Source organism: Bradyrhizobium sp. USDA 3262 (assembly GCF_054060035.1).
Window position 1 is genome coordinate 4,355,707 of sequence record NZ_JBSSCT010000001.1, and the last position, 14,312, is coordinate 4,370,018.

At 65.3% G+C, this 14,312-nt stretch carries 14 protein-coding genes and 1 pseudogene; 11 read left to right on the forward strand and 4 right to left on the reverse strand.

The window, feature by feature from the left end; all coding sequences use genetic code 11:
- Positions 1-172: 172 nt before the first annotated feature.
- Entirely contained in the window at positions 173-562 is a 390-nt protein-coding gene (locus tag ACVWYP_RS19875; protein ID WP_028345223.1) for a DUF1236 domain-containing protein, read from the forward strand.
- Between the two features lie 217 nt (positions 563-779).
- Complete coding sequence (locus ACVWYP_RS19880; protein ID WP_304499497.1) at positions 780-1,841, forward strand: ketopantoate reductase family protein; 1,062 nt, start codon at positions 780-782, stop codon at positions 1,839-1,841.
- 124 nt (positions 1,842-1,965) lie between these two features.
- On the opposite strand, the gene ACVWYP_RS19885 is transcribed toward ACVWYP_RS19880, so the two are convergent.
- Positions 1,966-2,568: a thiamine pyrophosphate-dependent enzyme gene (locus tag ACVWYP_RS19885; protein WP_304499498.1), complete on the reverse strand. Its 603-nt coding sequence runs from the start codon at positions 2,566-2,568 to the stop codon at positions 1,966-1,968.
- Positions 2,569-2,576: 8 nt separating this feature from the next.
- Positions 2,577-3,152, reverse strand: coding sequence for a thiamine pyrophosphate-binding protein (locus ACVWYP_RS19890; protein ID WP_026192548.1), 576 nt, complete (start codon positions 3,150-3,152; stop codon positions 2,577-2,579).
- Between the two features lie 187 nt (positions 3,153-3,339).
- Here ACVWYP_RS19890 and ACVWYP_RS19895 point away from each other — a divergent pair, with 187 nt between their 5' ends.
- From ACVWYP_RS19895 to ACVWYP_RS19910, 4 genes are all read left to right on the forward strand, one after another.
- On the forward strand, positions 3,340-4,305 hold the full coding sequence (locus ACVWYP_RS19895) for a Bug family tripartite tricarboxylate transporter substrate binding protein (RefSeq protein WP_304499499.1): 966 nt from the start codon (positions 3,340-3,342) through the stop codon (positions 4,303-4,305).
- Between the two features lie 3 nt (positions 4,306-4,308).
- The gene (locus ACVWYP_RS19900; protein ID WP_051448219.1) at positions 4,309-5,205 is read left to right on the forward strand and encodes an amidohydrolase family protein; all 897 of its coding nucleotides are present in this window, start codon (positions 4,309-4,311) and stop codon (positions 5,203-5,205) included.
- Between the two features lie 15 nt (positions 5,206-5,220).
- Positions 5,221-6,270: a hydroxyacid dehydrogenase gene (locus ACVWYP_RS19905; protein WP_157345985.1), complete on the forward strand. Its 1,050-nt coding sequence runs from the start codon at positions 5,221-5,223 to the stop codon at positions 6,268-6,270.
- Positions 6,271-6,929: 659 nt separating this feature from the next.
- Entirely contained in the window at positions 6,930-7,142 is a 213-nt protein-coding gene (locus ACVWYP_RS19910; RefSeq protein ID WP_304499500.1) for a hypothetical protein, read from the forward strand.
- A 240-nt stretch (positions 7,143-7,382) separates the two neighbouring features.
- Here ACVWYP_RS19910 and ilvD read toward each other — a convergent pair whose 3' ends face one another.
- A complete protein-coding gene (gene ilvD / locus ACVWYP_RS19915) occupies positions 7,383-9,227 on the reverse strand; it encodes a dihydroxy-acid dehydratase (protein ID WP_304499501.1) in 1,845 nt (614 codons plus the stop codon).
- 228 nt (positions 9,228-9,455) lie between these two features.
- On the opposite strand from ilvD, the gene ACVWYP_RS19920 reads away from it, so the two are divergent.
- From ACVWYP_RS19920 to ACVWYP_RS19940, 5 genes and pseudogenes are all read left to right on the forward strand, one after another.
- A complete protein-coding gene (locus ACVWYP_RS19920; RefSeq protein WP_304499502.1) occupies positions 9,456-10,013 on the forward strand; it encodes a carboxymuconolactone decarboxylase family protein in 558 nt (185 codons plus the stop codon).
- 4 nt (positions 10,014-10,017) lie between these two features.
- Positions 10,018-10,881 carry an SDR family NAD(P)-dependent oxidoreductase gene (locus ACVWYP_RS19925; RefSeq protein WP_304499503.1) on the forward strand — a complete coding sequence of 288 codons (864 nt, stop codon included), beginning with the start codon at positions 10,018-10,020 and terminating at the stop codon, positions 10,879-10,881.
- A 16-nt stretch (positions 10,882-10,897) separates the two neighbouring features.
- Complete coding sequence (locus ACVWYP_RS19930; protein WP_028345213.1) at positions 10,898-11,425, forward strand: VOC family protein; 528 nt, start codon at positions 10,898-10,900, stop codon at positions 11,423-11,425.
- A gap of 11 nt (positions 11,426-11,436) precedes the next feature.
- Positions 11,437-11,607, forward strand: a pseudogene (locus ACVWYP_RS19935) (SDR family oxidoreductase); the annotation flags it as partial.
- A gap of 483 nt (positions 11,608-12,090) precedes the next feature.
- Complete coding sequence (locus tag ACVWYP_RS19940) at positions 12,091-13,104, forward strand: IS5 family transposase (protein WP_259244704.1); 1,014 nt, start codon at positions 12,091-12,093, stop codon at positions 13,102-13,104.
- Between the two features lie 178 nt (positions 13,105-13,282).
- On the opposite strand, the gene ACVWYP_RS19945 is transcribed toward ACVWYP_RS19940, so the two are convergent.
- Positions 13,283-14,278, reverse strand: a complete 996-nt coding sequence (locus tag ACVWYP_RS19945) for a LysR family transcriptional regulator (protein ID WP_304499504.1) — start codon at positions 14,276-14,278, stop codon at positions 13,283-13,285.
- Between the last annotated feature and the right edge of the window lie 34 nt (positions 14,279-14,312).

Genomic DNA, 14,312 nt, shown 5'->3' on the forward strand with positions numbered 1-14,312 from the left:
AACGCAGGATGAATGCCGCTTCGGACATTGTCCGGAGCAGCATTTTCATTCGTGCTGGAATCAAGCGAATTGCGCGCGGAACTGGAGTTGCGCGGGTTGCAGCATTGGAACTGGAACGTTCTCGTTGCTTGCGATGTTGAGGGGGCATCGATCAATTCGGAGGAGGACAATCATGAACAAGCTTTTTGCTGTTTCCCTTGTCGCTGCTGCGTCGCTGCTCGCGTCCGGTTCGGCCTTCGCGCAGTCCACGACTGCGGCGGGCGCCGCGAACGGCGCGCGAACCGGCGGCGAAATCGCGGGGCCGGTCGGCGAGATCGTCGGCGGCACGGTGGGTGCCGCGGTCGGCGCCGGCCTCGAGATTCCGAATGCGGTGATCACGTCGATCCCGCGCAACGAGCCGTCGGTGGTGGTGCGTGAACGCGTCGTGGTCGGCGAGCCGCTGCCCGACACCGTCGTGCTGCGCCCGGTGCCGCGCTACACCGAGTATCGCTACGCGGTCGTCAACGATCGCCGCGTGATCGTGGAGCCGCGCACCCGCCGGATCGTCAAAATCATCGACTGATCGCATCGAGACTTCTGATTACGAAGATCCTCGCGGGCGCATCGCCCGCGGGGATTTTTCTTGGGCCCATTTTCTTGGGCCCCATGAATACCGGCATGGCACAGGCCCGTTTTTTCATGAAGCGGCCGGTTGGCCTGGCGGCCCGATCCCCTAGACTGGGTTGCAACGGACGGACGCAGCAAGCGTCTGCCTTGGTCAAGAAGCAGGGGATGGAAGCATGACTCGGAAGATCGCGATCGTCGGCGCGGGTGCGGTCGGCGGCTACGCCGGTGCGCACATGGTGCAGGCAGGGGAGGATGTCACCTTCATCGATCCCTGGCCCGCGCATGTCGAGCACATGCGCAAGCACGGACTGCGCGTCACGCACGCGATGGACGTTGCGGAATTCTCGGTGCCGGTGCGGGCGCTTGATGTCACCGAGGCGCAGCAATTGGCGAAAGAGAAACCCGTCGACATCGCCTTCGTCTGCATGAAGTCCTACGACACCGCCTGGGTCACCATGCTGATCCGGCAATATCTGGCGGCGGATGGCTACGTCGTCTCGCTGCAAAACTGCATGAACGAGGAGACCATCGCCGGCGTCGTCGGCTGGGGCAAGACGCTCGGCTGCATCGCGAGCAGCATCACCGTCAATCTGCCGGAGCCGGGTCATATCCACCGCGGCGCCGGCAAGGGTGGCGCCGCGCACACCGTGTTTCGCGCCGGCGAGGTGCATGGCCGGATCACCGCGCGGGCCGAAGAGGTGTGCCGCCTGGTCGGCTATTCCGACAGCGCCAAGGTGACCTCCAATCTCTGGGGCGAGCGCTGGTCCAAGCTGGTTGCCAACGTGATGGGCAACGGGCTCTCGGCCTGCACCGGTCTGGCGGGCGGCGAGGTGCTGCAAAGCGAGCCGCTGCGCCGCTTCTCGACGCGGCTCGGCAGCGAGGCGATCCGCGTCGGCCAGGCGCAGGGCTATCAGCTGGAGGAGATCCTGCATCTGCCGCCCGAGACCATCGCGCGGGCCGGCGAGGGCGACGAGGCCGCAACGCGCGTGTGCGACGAGCAGCGCTTTAAGGATGCCAAGCGCACCTCGTCTGCGCAGCGTCCCTCGATGGGCCAGGACATGCAGAAGGGCCGCCGCACCGAGATCGAATTCCTCAACGGCCTCGTGGTCCGCGAAGGCGAGAAGCGCGGCATCACCTGCGCGGCGAATGCCGCGCTGACCGACATCGTCAAGCGCGTCGAGCGCGGCGAGCTCGCGCCGGATCCGCGGCACATCACGGAGTTGCGGATGAATTGAGCGGTGGGACTATCCGCCGTCATTGCGAGGAGCGAAGCGACGAAGCAATCCATGCATCAACGTGGGCGGTTGGATGGATTGCTTCGCTTCGCTCGCAATGACGTGGAGATTGTGGGCCGATTGCCTACAGCAACTGCCTTACCCCCATCCCGCTCATGAACCGCTCGCGGATTTGCACGGGGTCGCGGCGGGTGGTGCCGGTGCCGGGCTTGTCGTCGATGCGGACGCCGATCAGGGTCGGGGCGGAGGCCTGTTTCGACTGCTCGATCAGCCGCTCGAAATCGTCCTCGTCGGCGGCCCAGGAGCTGTTCGCGATCCCGCTGGCGATTGCGACCTGGACGATATCGGTATGGCCAGCGGCCGGCGTCGGCTGGGCGCCCGTGATCTGGTAGATGCCGTTGTCCATCACCACCATGGTGAGATTCTTCGGCGCCAGCGTCGCGATGGTCGAGAGGCAGCCGAGCTGCATCAGCAGCGAGCCGTCGCCTTCGAGTGCGAACACGCGCCGGTTCGGCTGCGCCAGCGCGACGCCGAGCGCGATCGGAAACGCAAGGCCCATGCTGCCCAGCATGTAAAAATTCTGCGGGCGATGGCCGGCGGCCCAGAGGTCGAAATTGGTGTTGCCGATGCCGCCGATCACGGCTTCGTCCTTGAGCCCGGCGACGAGGCGCTGGGTGAGATCGAAGCGGTTCATCACCTTGGTGTTGCGCGCGTGGGTGCTGGTCATGGCTGATCTCACTTGTCGAAGGTCTTGCCGCCGGTCAAGAGCGGCGAGAGGATCAGCGCCACCGGCGCCTGGGTGGTGACGGCCTGCTTGATCGAGCGGTCGGCGATGAATTCGAGCTCGTCGAGCCGCGTGATGGTGTGATGCTCCATCGCCAGCGAATCCAGCACCGGGCGCATGGTGCGGCAGACCAGCGCCTGGCCGTAATTGAACTCGCCTAGCGTGCCGCGCTCGGAGACGAACATGATCAGCGGGATCTGGTAGGGCACCGCGAGCGAGGCCAGCACGTTGGCGAGCGTGGCAAAGCCCGAAGTTTGCATCAGCACCGCGCCGCGCGTTCCCGCCATCCAGGCGCCGGAGACGATGCCGACCGCTTCTTCCTCGCGCGCGGTCGGAAACGTCGTGAAATAGGGATCGGCGTGCAGGTCCTTGATCAGCGTGGTCAGCACCCGGTCGGGCACATAGGGCACCAGCTTGATCTCGTTCCGCTTCAGCGTCTGCAGCACGATGCCGTGCCAGGTCGTCGCCGCATCCTGGGACTTGTCCTTGGCTTTATCTTTGGACGAGGCTTGTTCCGCGGCCGCCATCCTGTTCTCCCTGCTCGCGCGACGCTGATGGCCGCTTGCCGCACGAAACTTGACGCGGTGCCTGCGATTGTCAACATGTCGCGGCCGCAACGCGATCTGCGGAATTCGGCCATCGCAGCGCCGAACCGACGTGCGATACAGGCGTAACGAAAAAGGGACGGCAGCGATCAAGGGACGGGAGGCGTCGATGGCCGGATGGGTCTGGCGGACCGCCATTGCGGCAGCGGCCATTTTTGTGGCCGGCCTTGCGTCCGCGCAGCCGTTCCCGGCCAAGGCCGTTCACATTCTCGTTCCATATCCGCCCGGCGGCGGCGTCGATGTGCTGACGCGGACGCTCGCCGAAGCGGTGTCCAAGACCTGGACGCAATCGATCGTGGTCGAGAACCGGCCGGGCGCCGGCGGTGTGATCGCCTCGCAGGCGATCGCGACCTCCGCGCCCGACGGTTACAATCTGATCATGGTGGCGAGCGGCCACGCCACCAATCCGTTCCTTTATCCAAAGCTGCCCTACGACACGTGCAGGGATTTTTCGCCGATCTCGCTCTTGGCGTCGTCGCCGAACGTGCTGCTGGTGCGCGCGGATTCGCTGTTCAAATCGGTCGGCGACGTCATCGCCGCGGCGAAGGCGAAGCCGGGCAGCCTGTCCTTCGCCCATGCCGGCAACGGCACCTCGACCCATCTGGCCGGTGAGCTGCTCAAGAGCCTCGCCAAGATTGATCTCGACGCGATCCCCTACAAGGGCGGTGCGCCCGCGATCAACGATCTGCTCGGCGGCCAAATTCCGATGTCGTTCAACAACGGGCCGGAATCGGTCGGGCAATTGCAGGCCGGCACGGTTCGCGCGCTGGCGGTGACGACGGGCTCGCGTGCGCCGTTCCTGCCTGACGTGCCCAGCATGTCGGAAACCGTGCCGGGCTATGACACCGAGGTGTGGTGGGGCTTGCTTGGACCCGGCGGTATGCCGGCCGACCTCGTCGCGAAGATCTCGCATGATTTCGTCGCGGCGGTGAACACCGATGCCGTGAAGGAGCGGCTCGGCAAGCTCGGTGCGATCCCGATCGGCTCCACGCCGGACAAGTTCGCCGCCAAGATCAAGGCCGACTACGACAAATGGGGGCCGATCATCAAGGCCGCCGGCATGAAGGCGGAGTAGAACATGGCTGCGTCGGAAATTCCCGCCTGCCTGCCGCCGCGTCCGGTGACGCCGCCAAAGGACAAGCTGCCGCCGAAGGCCTGCGATACGCATGCGCATGTGTTCGGCCCGGCTGACCGCTTTCCCTATGCCGGCGATCGCAGCTACACGCCGCCCGACGCGCCGCTCGCGACCTATCTCGGCATGCTCGATGCGCTCGGTTTCGCCCGCGGCGTGCTGGTGCAGGGCAGCGCGCACGGCCACGACAATTCGGCGATGCTGGATGCGCTGCAGCGCGAGCCCGCGCGTCTGCGCGGCGTCGCGGTGGCCGATGCCGATGTGGCGGCGGGCACGCTGCGGCAATGGCATGTGCTCGGCGTCCGCGGCCTGCGCTTCAACCATTTCTTCCGCGGCGGGCAGCTGCACTATCGCGGCGGCATTCCCTTGAATGTTGCCGAAACGCACGCGGGCGTGATGGCCGAGCTCGGCTGGCATCTGCAGCTCTGGATCGACGTGAAGGATCTGCCCGACACGATCCCGACGCTGAAGGCGCTCGGGTTGCCGGTCGTGGTCGATCACATGGGCCGCACCGATGCTGCCGCCGGCATCAACACCGCGGGCTTTCAGAGCTTGCTGCGTGCGGTGGACGAAGGCTGGTGCTGGGCCAAACTGTCAGGTGCGCATCGCCTGAGTCAGCGGGCTCCTGATTATCCCGATGCGCGGCCGTTCCACGAGGCGCTGGTCGCAGCCAATCCTGAACGGCTGGTGTGGGGCGGCGACTGGCCGCATCCGCGGGTCGATGGTGAAATGCCCGATGCCGGCCATCTGCTCGACCTGTTTCACGAATGGACGCCGGATTCGGCGACACGGCACCGCATCCTCGTCGACAATCCCGCACGACTCTATGGCTTCCCAAACTGAAAGCTGCTCGAAGACATGACCGTCAACAACAAGCGCGTGTTCTACGTCAAATACCTCGCCCACGAGATCTACGTCGATATCCTGAAGAAGCGGCCGGACGTCCGGCTCGATCGTTTGGAGAACGAGACGCCGGAGGCGACATTCGCGCCGGTTCTCGCCGACGCGCATGCCTATCAGATCGGCGCGGCGCGCGATGAGCTGGCGCCGCATTTCCATGCCCATGCCGAGCTGTTGAAGCGTGCGCCTAATCTTCTGATCGTGTCGTCGAATGGTGCCGGCTTCGATCCCGTCGATGTCGATGCCTGCACCGCGGCGGGCGTGCTTGTCGTCAACCAGTCCGGCGGCAACGCCAATTCGGTCGCCGAACACGCGCTCGGCATGATGCTGACGCTGTCGAAGCGGATCATCCAGTCCGACCGCAGGCTGCGGCGTGAGGCCAATGTCAACCGCAACGATCTGATCGGCAATGAGCTGAAGGAGAAGACCGTCGGCATCGTCGGTCTCGGCAATGTCGGCCGCCGCATCGCCGAACTGTGCAAGGGCCTCTTGCACATGAAGGTGATCGCCTACGATCCCTATCTCACGGCGGATGAGATGGCGAAGCGGGGCGGGGAGAAGGTCGAGCTCGACGATCTCTTGCGCCGCGCGGACTTTGTTTCGATCTCCTGTCCGCTGGACAAGAACAGCCGCGGGATGATCGGCGCGCGCCAGTTCGCGCTGATGCAGCCGCACGCCTATTTCGTCACTACCGCGCGCGGCTTCATCCACGACGAGAAGGCGCTGGAGGAAGCGCTGCGTGACAAACGTATCGCCGGGGCCGGGCTCGACGTCTGGGACAAGGAGCCGCCGCCGCCGGATCACCCGCTCTTGCAGTTCGACAATGTGCTGGCAAGCCCGCACACCGCCGGCGTCACCCGCGAGGCGCGCATCAACATGGGCCGGATCGCCGCCGAGCAGATCCTCGACGCGCTCGACGGCAAGCGCCCGCCGCGCATCATCAATCCCGAGGTGTGGCCGGTCTACGCAAGACGGTTCGAGAAGGCGTTCGGGTTCATGCCGGGGTAGGGTCAGCCCTGCCCCTGCGGGGGCCGCGGCTGCGTGCGGCCAAAAATATCGAAAACAACCCCATGCAAAGGAGCTCTGGCGGCTGCCGGCGTTCGAGCAGGGCAACTTGACGCGTCGGGCAACTCAGGGGTACATTTCCAATATTCAGAAATCGTGCGAGCGCCAGGCCTTGCGGGGAGATATTACCGCAAGGGCAGGGGGAACCCTTCCGCCGGTGCGTCGCCCGAGCAAATGGCCAGCCGTGCGAGTGTTGTTGCGCGCGCCAAAACACCGGAGAAAATCTCCTTCGTCGTAGCCTCGATCGAGGCAATAAACCCATTGCCAAACGACCGCCTCGCAGCGTGTCCGTTGTTATTTTCCCTGAGATATCGACGGCTTAGCCGAAAATCGCCATTTTCCCTGCGTGCCCGACCATTCCGGGCACGGAAGGAAGAAGTTCATGCGACAGGTCCAGTCATTGCTCCGCAACGCGCCCGCCAGGATCGGCCGCCGTCTTGCGCAGATCGTCGCGATCGCTGCCGCCAGCCTGCCGCAGGCCGGCGCCTAGTTTTCCCCGCTGCGAACAGTCGCACACGTATCAGCCGAATTAACTCACTACCCTTTCGTGTTAGTGCTAGCGTGGTACCCCCGGGCTCTGCCGGTGCAGCAGGGAGGGTTCCATGTCACGCTTCGTCGTTCATTTCATGAAGGACGTGCTCGGCGGCAATGGCCGCGAGCGCGAGGTTTGCCAGGGCGCGCTTGAGGTCGACGCCTCGAGCGAGGGCCAGGCCACCGAGATGGCCAAGGTCAAGTTTTGCCAGGAACAATCGCTGTGCGATTGGTCACTGCATGCCGACCGCATCCGGATCGAGGCGGCCGACTTGCACGCCTGAACCAGATGGACCGCGATGGCGCCATCCGACCTCCCCCTGTGGGAGTTTGGGGCGCGACCCAATGGTGCCGTCATTGCGAGGAGCTCGCGACAAAATTGCAGAGCAATTTTGCGCTGAAGCGACGAAGCAATCCATGGTTCCGCATGTGCGGACAGATGGATTGCTTCGCTGCGCTCGCAATGACACAAGAGAAGCTAACTCGCTCTTGCGAAGTGGACGGCCGAGTTCAGCTCGCCCCGATCACTCCGGCAGGATGCGAACCGCGCCCTTGGCCGCGCTGCTGGCGAACGCCGCATAGGCCTTCAGCGCGGTCGAGACTGCGCGCTTGCGTGGCGCTGCCGGCTTCCATGCCGCGTTGCCCTTGGCTTCCATCGCTGCGCGACGGCGCTTCAGCTCGACATCGTCGACCTTGAGGTTGACCTTGCGGTTCGGAATATCGAACTCGATGACGTCGCCTTCCTCGACGAGGCCGATCAGGCCGCCTTCGGCGGCTTCCGGCGAGACGTGGCCGATCGACAGGCCCGACGATCCGCCGGAGAAGCGGCCGTCGGTGATCAGCGCGCAGGCCTTTCCGAGACCTTTCGACTTCAAATAGCTGGTCGGGTACAGCATCTCCTGCATGCCCGGGCCGCCGCGCGGACCTTCATAGCGGATCAGCACGACGTCGCCGGCCTTCACCTTGTTGGTGAGGATGGCGTCGACCGATGCGTCCTGGCTCTCGAAGATCCGGGCGGGCCCGGAGAACTTCAAAATGCTCTGGTCGACGCCGGCGGTCTTCACGATGCAGCCGTCCTCGGCGAGGTTGCCGAACAGCACGGCGAGACCGCCGTCCTTGGAATAGGCGTGCTCGGCGTTGCGGATGACGCCCTTTTCGCGATCGAGATCGACCTCGTCGAAGCGGCGGTCCTGGCTGAACGCCTCCTGGGTCGGCACGCCGCCCGGCGCGGCGCGGTAGAAGTTGCGTACCTTGTCGCTTGATGTCCGCACCACGTCCCAGCGGTTCAGCGCATCGTCCAGCGTCGCGGCATGCACGGTCGGCCCGTCGGTCGTGAGCAGCTTGGCGCGGTCGAGCTCGCCGAGAATTGCCATGATGCCGCCGGCGTGATGCACGTCCTCCATGTGAACGTCCTGCACCGAGGGCGCGACCTTGCAGAGCACCGGCACCTTGCGCGACAGGCGGTCGATGTCGGTCATCGTGAACGGCACTTCGCCTTCACGCGCGGCGGCGAGCAGATGCAGCACGGTGTTGGTCGAGCCGCCCATCGCGATGTCGAGCGTCATCGCGTTCTCGAACGACTTGAAGTTCGCGATGTTGCGCGGCAGCACCTTGGCGTCGTCCTGCTCGTAGTAGCGGCGGGCGAGGTCGACGATCAGATGGCCGGCCTCGACGAACAGGCTCTTGCGGTCGGCGTGGGTCGCCAGCACCGAGCCGTTGCCGGGCAGCGCGAGGCCGAGCGCCTCGGTCAGGCAGTTCATCGAGTTCGCGGTGAACATGCCGGAGCAGGAGCCGCAGGTCGGGCAGGCCGAGCGCTCGATCACCTCGACCTCTTCGTCCGACACGTTGGAATCGGCGGCCGCGACCATCGCGTCGATCAGGTCGACCGCGCGCTTCTTGCCCTTGAGCAGGATCTTGCCCGACTCCATCGGTCCGCCCGAGACGAACACGGTTGGGATGTTGAGCCGCAGCGTCGCCATCAGCATGCCGGGCGTGATCTTGTCGCAGTTGGAGATGCAGACCATCGCGTCCGCGCAATGCGCGTTGACCATGTATTCGACGCTGTCGGCGATCAGCTCGCGCGAGGGCAGGCTGTACAGCATGCCGTCATGACCCATCGCGATGCCGTCATCGACCGCAATGGTGTTGAACTCCTTGGCGACGCCGCCCGCCTTCTCGATCTCGCGAGCCACGAGCTGGCCGAGATTCTGCAGATGGACGTGGCCGGGCACGAACTGGGTGAAGGAATTGACCACCGCGATGATCGGCTTGCCGAAATCCTCGTTCTTCATGCCGGTGGCGCGCCAGAGGCCGCGTGCACCCGCCATGTTGCGGCCGTGGGTGGTGGTGCGGGAGCGATAGGCGGGCATCGTAAATCCTTCTCAAATCCTTGGGCTAAGGGCATTTTTTAGGGGAGTTGGCGCTCCTTATGCCTGCCCGTGGATGCGGATTCAAGCGCGGAACCGCATGGCTGAACCCCGCAATTCGGGCAATGTCGCGCGGCCGGCTTGATCTCGGCCGGCCCGGTGCATTAGCTGGTCGCACCGACGGCAAGAACGACGGCAAGAACAACGAACAGACGCAAAAGGGAGAGACGCGTGGCAAGGCTGCCCCTGATTGATCCGGACACGACGAGCGGAGAGATCCGCGCCGCGTTCGACCGCATGCCGGTCAAGCTCAACATCTTCCGCATGATGGCCCATGCCGAGGCCAATGCCATTCCGCTGATGCGGCTCGGCAATTCGATCCTGCACAAGCAGAAGCTGTCGGCGGTCAACCGCGAGCTCCTGATCCTGCAGGCCGCGCAGCTCGAGGGCGGCGCCTATGAATGGCGCCAGCACGTGCCGATTGCGCTCGGCGTCGGCGTCACCCAGGCGCAGATCGATGCCGTCGAGCGCGGCAACTACGACGATGCGGCGCTGAACGCAACCGAGCGCGCGCTGCTCGGCTTTGGCCGCGAGGTGGTCGAGAAGGTGCGCGTCGGCGACGCCGCCTTCGCCGGCATGCGCGAGCATTTCAGCGATCAGGAGATCGTCGAGGCGATCGTCGCGCTCGGCTTCTACATGATGATGGCGCGCCTGACGGAGGCAACCGAGACCGATCTCGATCCGGCCGCCGGCATGGCGGTCTACGAGGGCGGCAGGAATCGGAGCTGACGGGATGTCGGAGACTTCGCAAGAGGCCAGGCAAGACACGAAGCCGGAGCGCTATGTCCGTCCGTTGAGCGCGGAATCCTCGGGTACCGCGCCGGGCAGGGGACGCCTCAACGGCCGCCGCATCCTCGTGGTCGGCGGCGGCCAGCGGGTGTTCGATGCCGCCACCGATCCGATCGGCAACGGCCGCGCCATGAGCCTGCTGTTCGCGCGCGAGGGCGCGCATGTCGCGGTCGCCGACCTCAACCGCGCCTCGGCCGAGGACACGCTTGCTCGTATTGCAGCTGACGGCGGCCGCGCTTTCGCGATCGCCGCCGATGTCACCAGGGAAGCCGACGTCATCAGGATGGTTGATGAAGCGCATCGCACGATGGGCGGGCTCGACGGCATGGTGCTGAACATCGGCACCTTCGGCAAGACCGGGCTCGACAATGTCAGCGCGGAGGAGTGGAACAGGATCTACGACGTCAATGTCCGCGGCCCGATGCTGTGCTGCCGCGCCGCCTTGCCGAAATTCGAAGGCGGCGGCTCGATCGTGTTCATCTCCTCGATCGCGGCGCTGAAGGCGGGATCGCAGATGGCGGTCTATGATTCCTCCAAGGCCGCGCTCGGCGGCCTGATGCGCAACATCGCACACACCGGCGCGCGGCGCGGCATCCGCGCCAATCTGGTCTATCCCGGGCTGGTCGACACCCCGAACGGCCGCGAGGCCGGCGCGGGCCGGCCGTCGCGCGGCAAGGGGCATATCCCGTTCGGTCGTCAGGCGACGGCGTGGGAGATCGCCTATGCCGTGCTGTTCTTCATGTCGGATGAAAGCGTCTATGTCACCGCGCAGACGCTCGCGGTGGACAGCGGGCTCAGCGGTTTGTGAGCGGCGGGGAGGGCGCATGAGTGCATTGTTCGGCAAGGTCTGTCAGAACGGCTACGTCGTTCGCGACATCGATGCGGCGTTGAAGTTCTGGACCGAGACATTGCGGGTCGGGCCATTCTTCCTGATCCCCTCGGTCAAGGTCGATTGGTTCCGCTATCGCGGCGTGGACTCCGCGGTCGAGATGTCGATCGCGCTGGCCAATTCCGGCGATCTGCAGATCGAGCTGATCCAACAGCGCAACGACGCGCCGTCGATGTATCTGGATTTTCTGGCGCGCCACGGCGAGGGCCTGCAGCACATGTCGTACTGGAGCACGGACTACCAGTCGCTCTACGACCGCGCCATCGCGGCAGGCTTCACGGTCGGTCATGAAGGCCAGATCGGCGGCCCCAAGGGACGCTTCGCCTATTTCGACACCGCCGGCCATGCCGGCACCGTGATCGAGATCTCAGACATCTCGGGATCGAAGGGGCGGTTCTTCGAGAAGATCAGGACCGTGGCCGCGACTTGGGACGGCTCGGACCCGATCCGCGTGGTGGGCTGACGCGGCTATTCGGCGGCGAGGCCGGCGCGGGCCGTCCGTCGCGCGGCAAGGGGCATATCCCGTTCGGCCGTCAGGCGACAGCGTGGGAGATCGCCTATGCCGCGCTGTTCTTCATGTCGGATGAAAGCGTCTATGTCACCGCGCAGACGCTCGCGGTGGATAGTGGGCTGAGCGGGCTTTAGCGGTGTGCTGAAGCTTGGTTCCATCGGTGTGTCCGCAGATTCGCTTTGCCTCTCACGCTTGCGGGCAGGGTTATCGCAGATGCTCCTTGGCGACCGCGCAAATGCTTGGCCTCGTGGTTCGAGACGCGCCGCAAGCGGCGCTCCTCACCATGAGGGTCTACTATTGTGCCGCAAAAATAAGACCTCATCCTGAGGAGCCCGCCGAAGGTGGGCGTCTCGAAGGACGGCCGCGAGGACGCTGCCCGACAGATTTCTTTCCAAATGCGATAGCCCTGCGCTTGCGGGGTCGAGACGAGCGAAGCTCGCTCTTAGGCCGACGCGCGAAGAGCGACGCGAAGCGTCGTCCGTAGCGCGGCGGGTGGGGCTCTCTCCACGATATGACTCGCGGAGAGAGCCCCCACCCCAGCCCTCCCCCGCAAGCGAGGGCTTTGCGCAAAGGGGAATCTGCGATTCTCTAAGACCGATCTGAAGGGGGAGGCGGGGATGGCGTATCGGCAGGTTGGTCAAGCGAGCTTCGCAGATGCGCTGGTGTCGCGGCGGGGGAAAGGGAGTTCGGTGCTGAGGCGGATTTGCGAGCTGGTCGATTGGGCGGCTGTGGAGTGCGTGCTGCGCAGCCTTGCTGAACCGGAGCGTGGAGCGCCGCCCTATCCACGGCTGGTGATGTTCAAGGCGTTGCTGTTGCAGCAATGGTATGGGTTGTCTGATCCGGAGCTGGAGGAGGCGCTCGATGATCGGGCCTCGTTCCGCGAATTCTGCGGCTTTGTGCTCGGTGACGAGACGCCCGACCACACGACGATCTGGCGCTTCCGCGAAGCTTTGCAGCAGGCCGATCTGGAGGAGAGGCTGTTCGGCGAGATCCTGCGCCAGATCGACGCGCGCGGGCTGGTGCTGCGCCGGGGCACATTGATCGATGCGAGCCTGATCCCGGCGGCGGTGAAGCCGCCGAAGCCGCCGAAAGACCCGCTGCCGCTCGGCCCGGACGGGCGTGCGCCGAGCAAGCTGGTCAACAGCGAGCGGGATGCGGATGCGCGATGGACCAAGAAGGGTGGCAAGCGGTACTTCGGCTACAAGGCGCATGTCGGCGTCGACCAGGGCTCGGCGATCATCCGTCGCAGCAAGCTGACCGACGCCGCGGTCAACGACACGGTGCCGGCCGACGAGTTGATCTGCGGCGACGAGAAGGCGGTCTACGCCGACCAGGCCTATGACAAGCACGAGCGCCGCGCCCTCCTCGCGGCCCGGGGCATCAAGCCGCGGCTGATGTTCCGGCCCAACAAGCATCATCCCCTGACCGCGCGTCAGAAGCGCTTCAACGACGCCGTGGGACGGCGCCGCGCCCCGGTCGAGCAGGTCTTCGCGCGCCTCAAGGGCGTCTATGGCTGGGCGCGCGCTCGCTATCTGGGCTTGGCACGCAATCAGACCCATCTGCATCTTCTCTGCCTCGCCATGAACCTCAAACGATGGGCAATGCTGCGTCCAACGGGTGTTGCGCTGTGACCGCCGCTCCGCAATGCCGTCAATCGGCCGCCCAAACGAAGCTGTCCACTCCCGCGCGCCCCCAGAAGCCACGCAAAAAAATGCCTGACACTGGCCTGCACCCGCGCACGCCCGATTGCGCAAAGCCCTCGCAAGCGGGAGAGGGAGCCCACCGCCTTTGCGGCTCGATAGCGCGCCGCTATTCCGCGGCGAGGCTGGTCGGAAGCGGGATGCCGACCTTGGGGCGCGCTTTGGCCGCGCGCCGATTCTTCTTGCCGAACTGGCTGCCGGCCAGCAGCGTCGCGGCCGCGCGCAGCTGCTCGCGCAGCCATTGATTGGTGGTGTCGTCCTCGGCTGTGGCGTGCCAGTAGAGATAATTGACGTGCGGGCTGATCGGAAACGGGCAGGGGAAGCATTGCAGAAGCCCGGGATCTTCGAGCACGGAGGCGGCGCTCTCCGACGCGGTCAGCAGCATGTTGCTGCGGCTCACGACGTGGCAGGCGGTTGCGAAATTCTGGCAGGTCAGGCGAACAGTGCGGGTCAGGCCGAGGCGCTGGAGCTGAAAATCCTCGAACGACAGGCCGCTGCGCCGCGACGTCACGCAGACATGCTCCATGCGCAAATAAGCCTTCTTGTCGAGCCGGCTGCCGAGCTCGGGATGGCCGCGCCGCGCGAACACCGCGATATGCTCGGTCAGAATCTGCTCGCGCCGCACCTCCGCCGAGAGCGGCAACAGCGTATCGATCGCGACGTCGAGGGTGCCGGCGGCAAGCTCGCGCTCGAGATTGTTGCGCTCGCTGCGCACGGTGGCGATCTCGACCAGCGGCGCCACCGTGCTGATCCTATTGACCAGCGCGCTCAGCATCGGCGCCTCCAGATTGTTGCGCAGCCCGATCACGAACCGCTTCGGCGTCTTCGCCGGATCGAACCGGTGGGTGTGGGTCAGCGTCGTCTCGAGGCCGTTGAGCGCCTGGCGCACCGTAGTGATGATCTGGCGGGCCAGCGGGGTCGGCGTCATCACGTGGTTGCGGCGCACGAACAGCGGATCGTTGAACATCGCGCGCAGCCGGCTCAGCGCATGGCTGACCGCGGGCTGGGTCAGGTTGAGGCGGAAGCAGGCGCGGCTGACGCCGCCCTCGGAATAGATCGCGTCGAACACGACGAACAGGTTCAGATCGACGTCACGTACATGCATGGAAATGATCAATCCGTATCCGCCGAATGCATTT

Bases quoted from the DNA above. Each gene is read 5' to 3' on its own strand.
- ilvD (WP_304499501.1), bottom strand. From the start codon at position 9,227: ATGCCCGCCTATCGCTCCCGCACCACCACCCACGGCCGCAACATGGCG.
- ACVWYP_RS19905 (WP_157345985.1), top strand. From the start codon at position 5,221: ATGACCGTCAACAACAAGCGCGTGTTCTACGTCAAATACCTCGCCCAC.
- ACVWYP_RS19925 (WP_304499503.1), top strand. From the start codon at position 10,018: ATGTCGGAGACTTCGCAAGAGGCCAGGCAAGACACGAAGCCGGAGCGC.
- ACVWYP_RS19895 (WP_304499499.1), top strand. From the start codon at position 3,340: ATGGCCGGATGGGTCTGGCGGACCGCCATTGCGGCAGCGGCCATTTTT.
- ACVWYP_RS19930 (WP_028345213.1), top strand. From the start codon at position 10,898: ATGAGTGCATTGTTCGGCAAGGTCTGTCAGAACGGCTACGTCGTTCGC.
- ACVWYP_RS19910 (WP_304499500.1), top strand. From the start codon at position 6,930: ATGTCACGCTTCGTCGTTCATTTCATGAAGGACGTGCTCGGCGGCAAT.
- ACVWYP_RS19945 (WP_304499504.1), bottom strand. From the start codon at position 14,278: ATGCATGTACGTGACGTCGATCTGAACCTGTTCGTCGTGTTCGACGCG.
- ACVWYP_RS19880 (WP_304499497.1), top strand. From the start codon at position 780: ATGACTCGGAAGATCGCGATCGTCGGCGCGGGTGCGGTCGGCGGCTAC.
- ACVWYP_RS19885 (WP_304499498.1), bottom strand. From the start codon at position 2,568: ATGACCAGCACCCACGCGCGCAACACCAAGGTGATGAACCGCTTCGAT.
- ACVWYP_RS19890 (WP_026192548.1), bottom strand. From the start codon at position 3,152: ATGGCGGCCGCGGAACAAGCCTCGTCCAAAGATAAAGCCAAGGACAAG.
- ACVWYP_RS19900 (WP_051448219.1), top strand. From the start codon at position 4,309: ATGGCTGCGTCGGAAATTCCCGCCTGCCTGCCGCCGCGTCCGGTGACG.
- ACVWYP_RS19875 (WP_028345223.1), top strand. From the start codon at position 173: ATGAACAAGCTTTTTGCTGTTTCCCTTGTCGCTGCTGCGTCGCTGCTC.
- ACVWYP_RS19940 (WP_259244704.1), top strand. From the start codon at position 12,091: ATGGCGTATCGGCAGGTTGGTCAAGCGAGCTTCGCAGATGCGCTGGTG.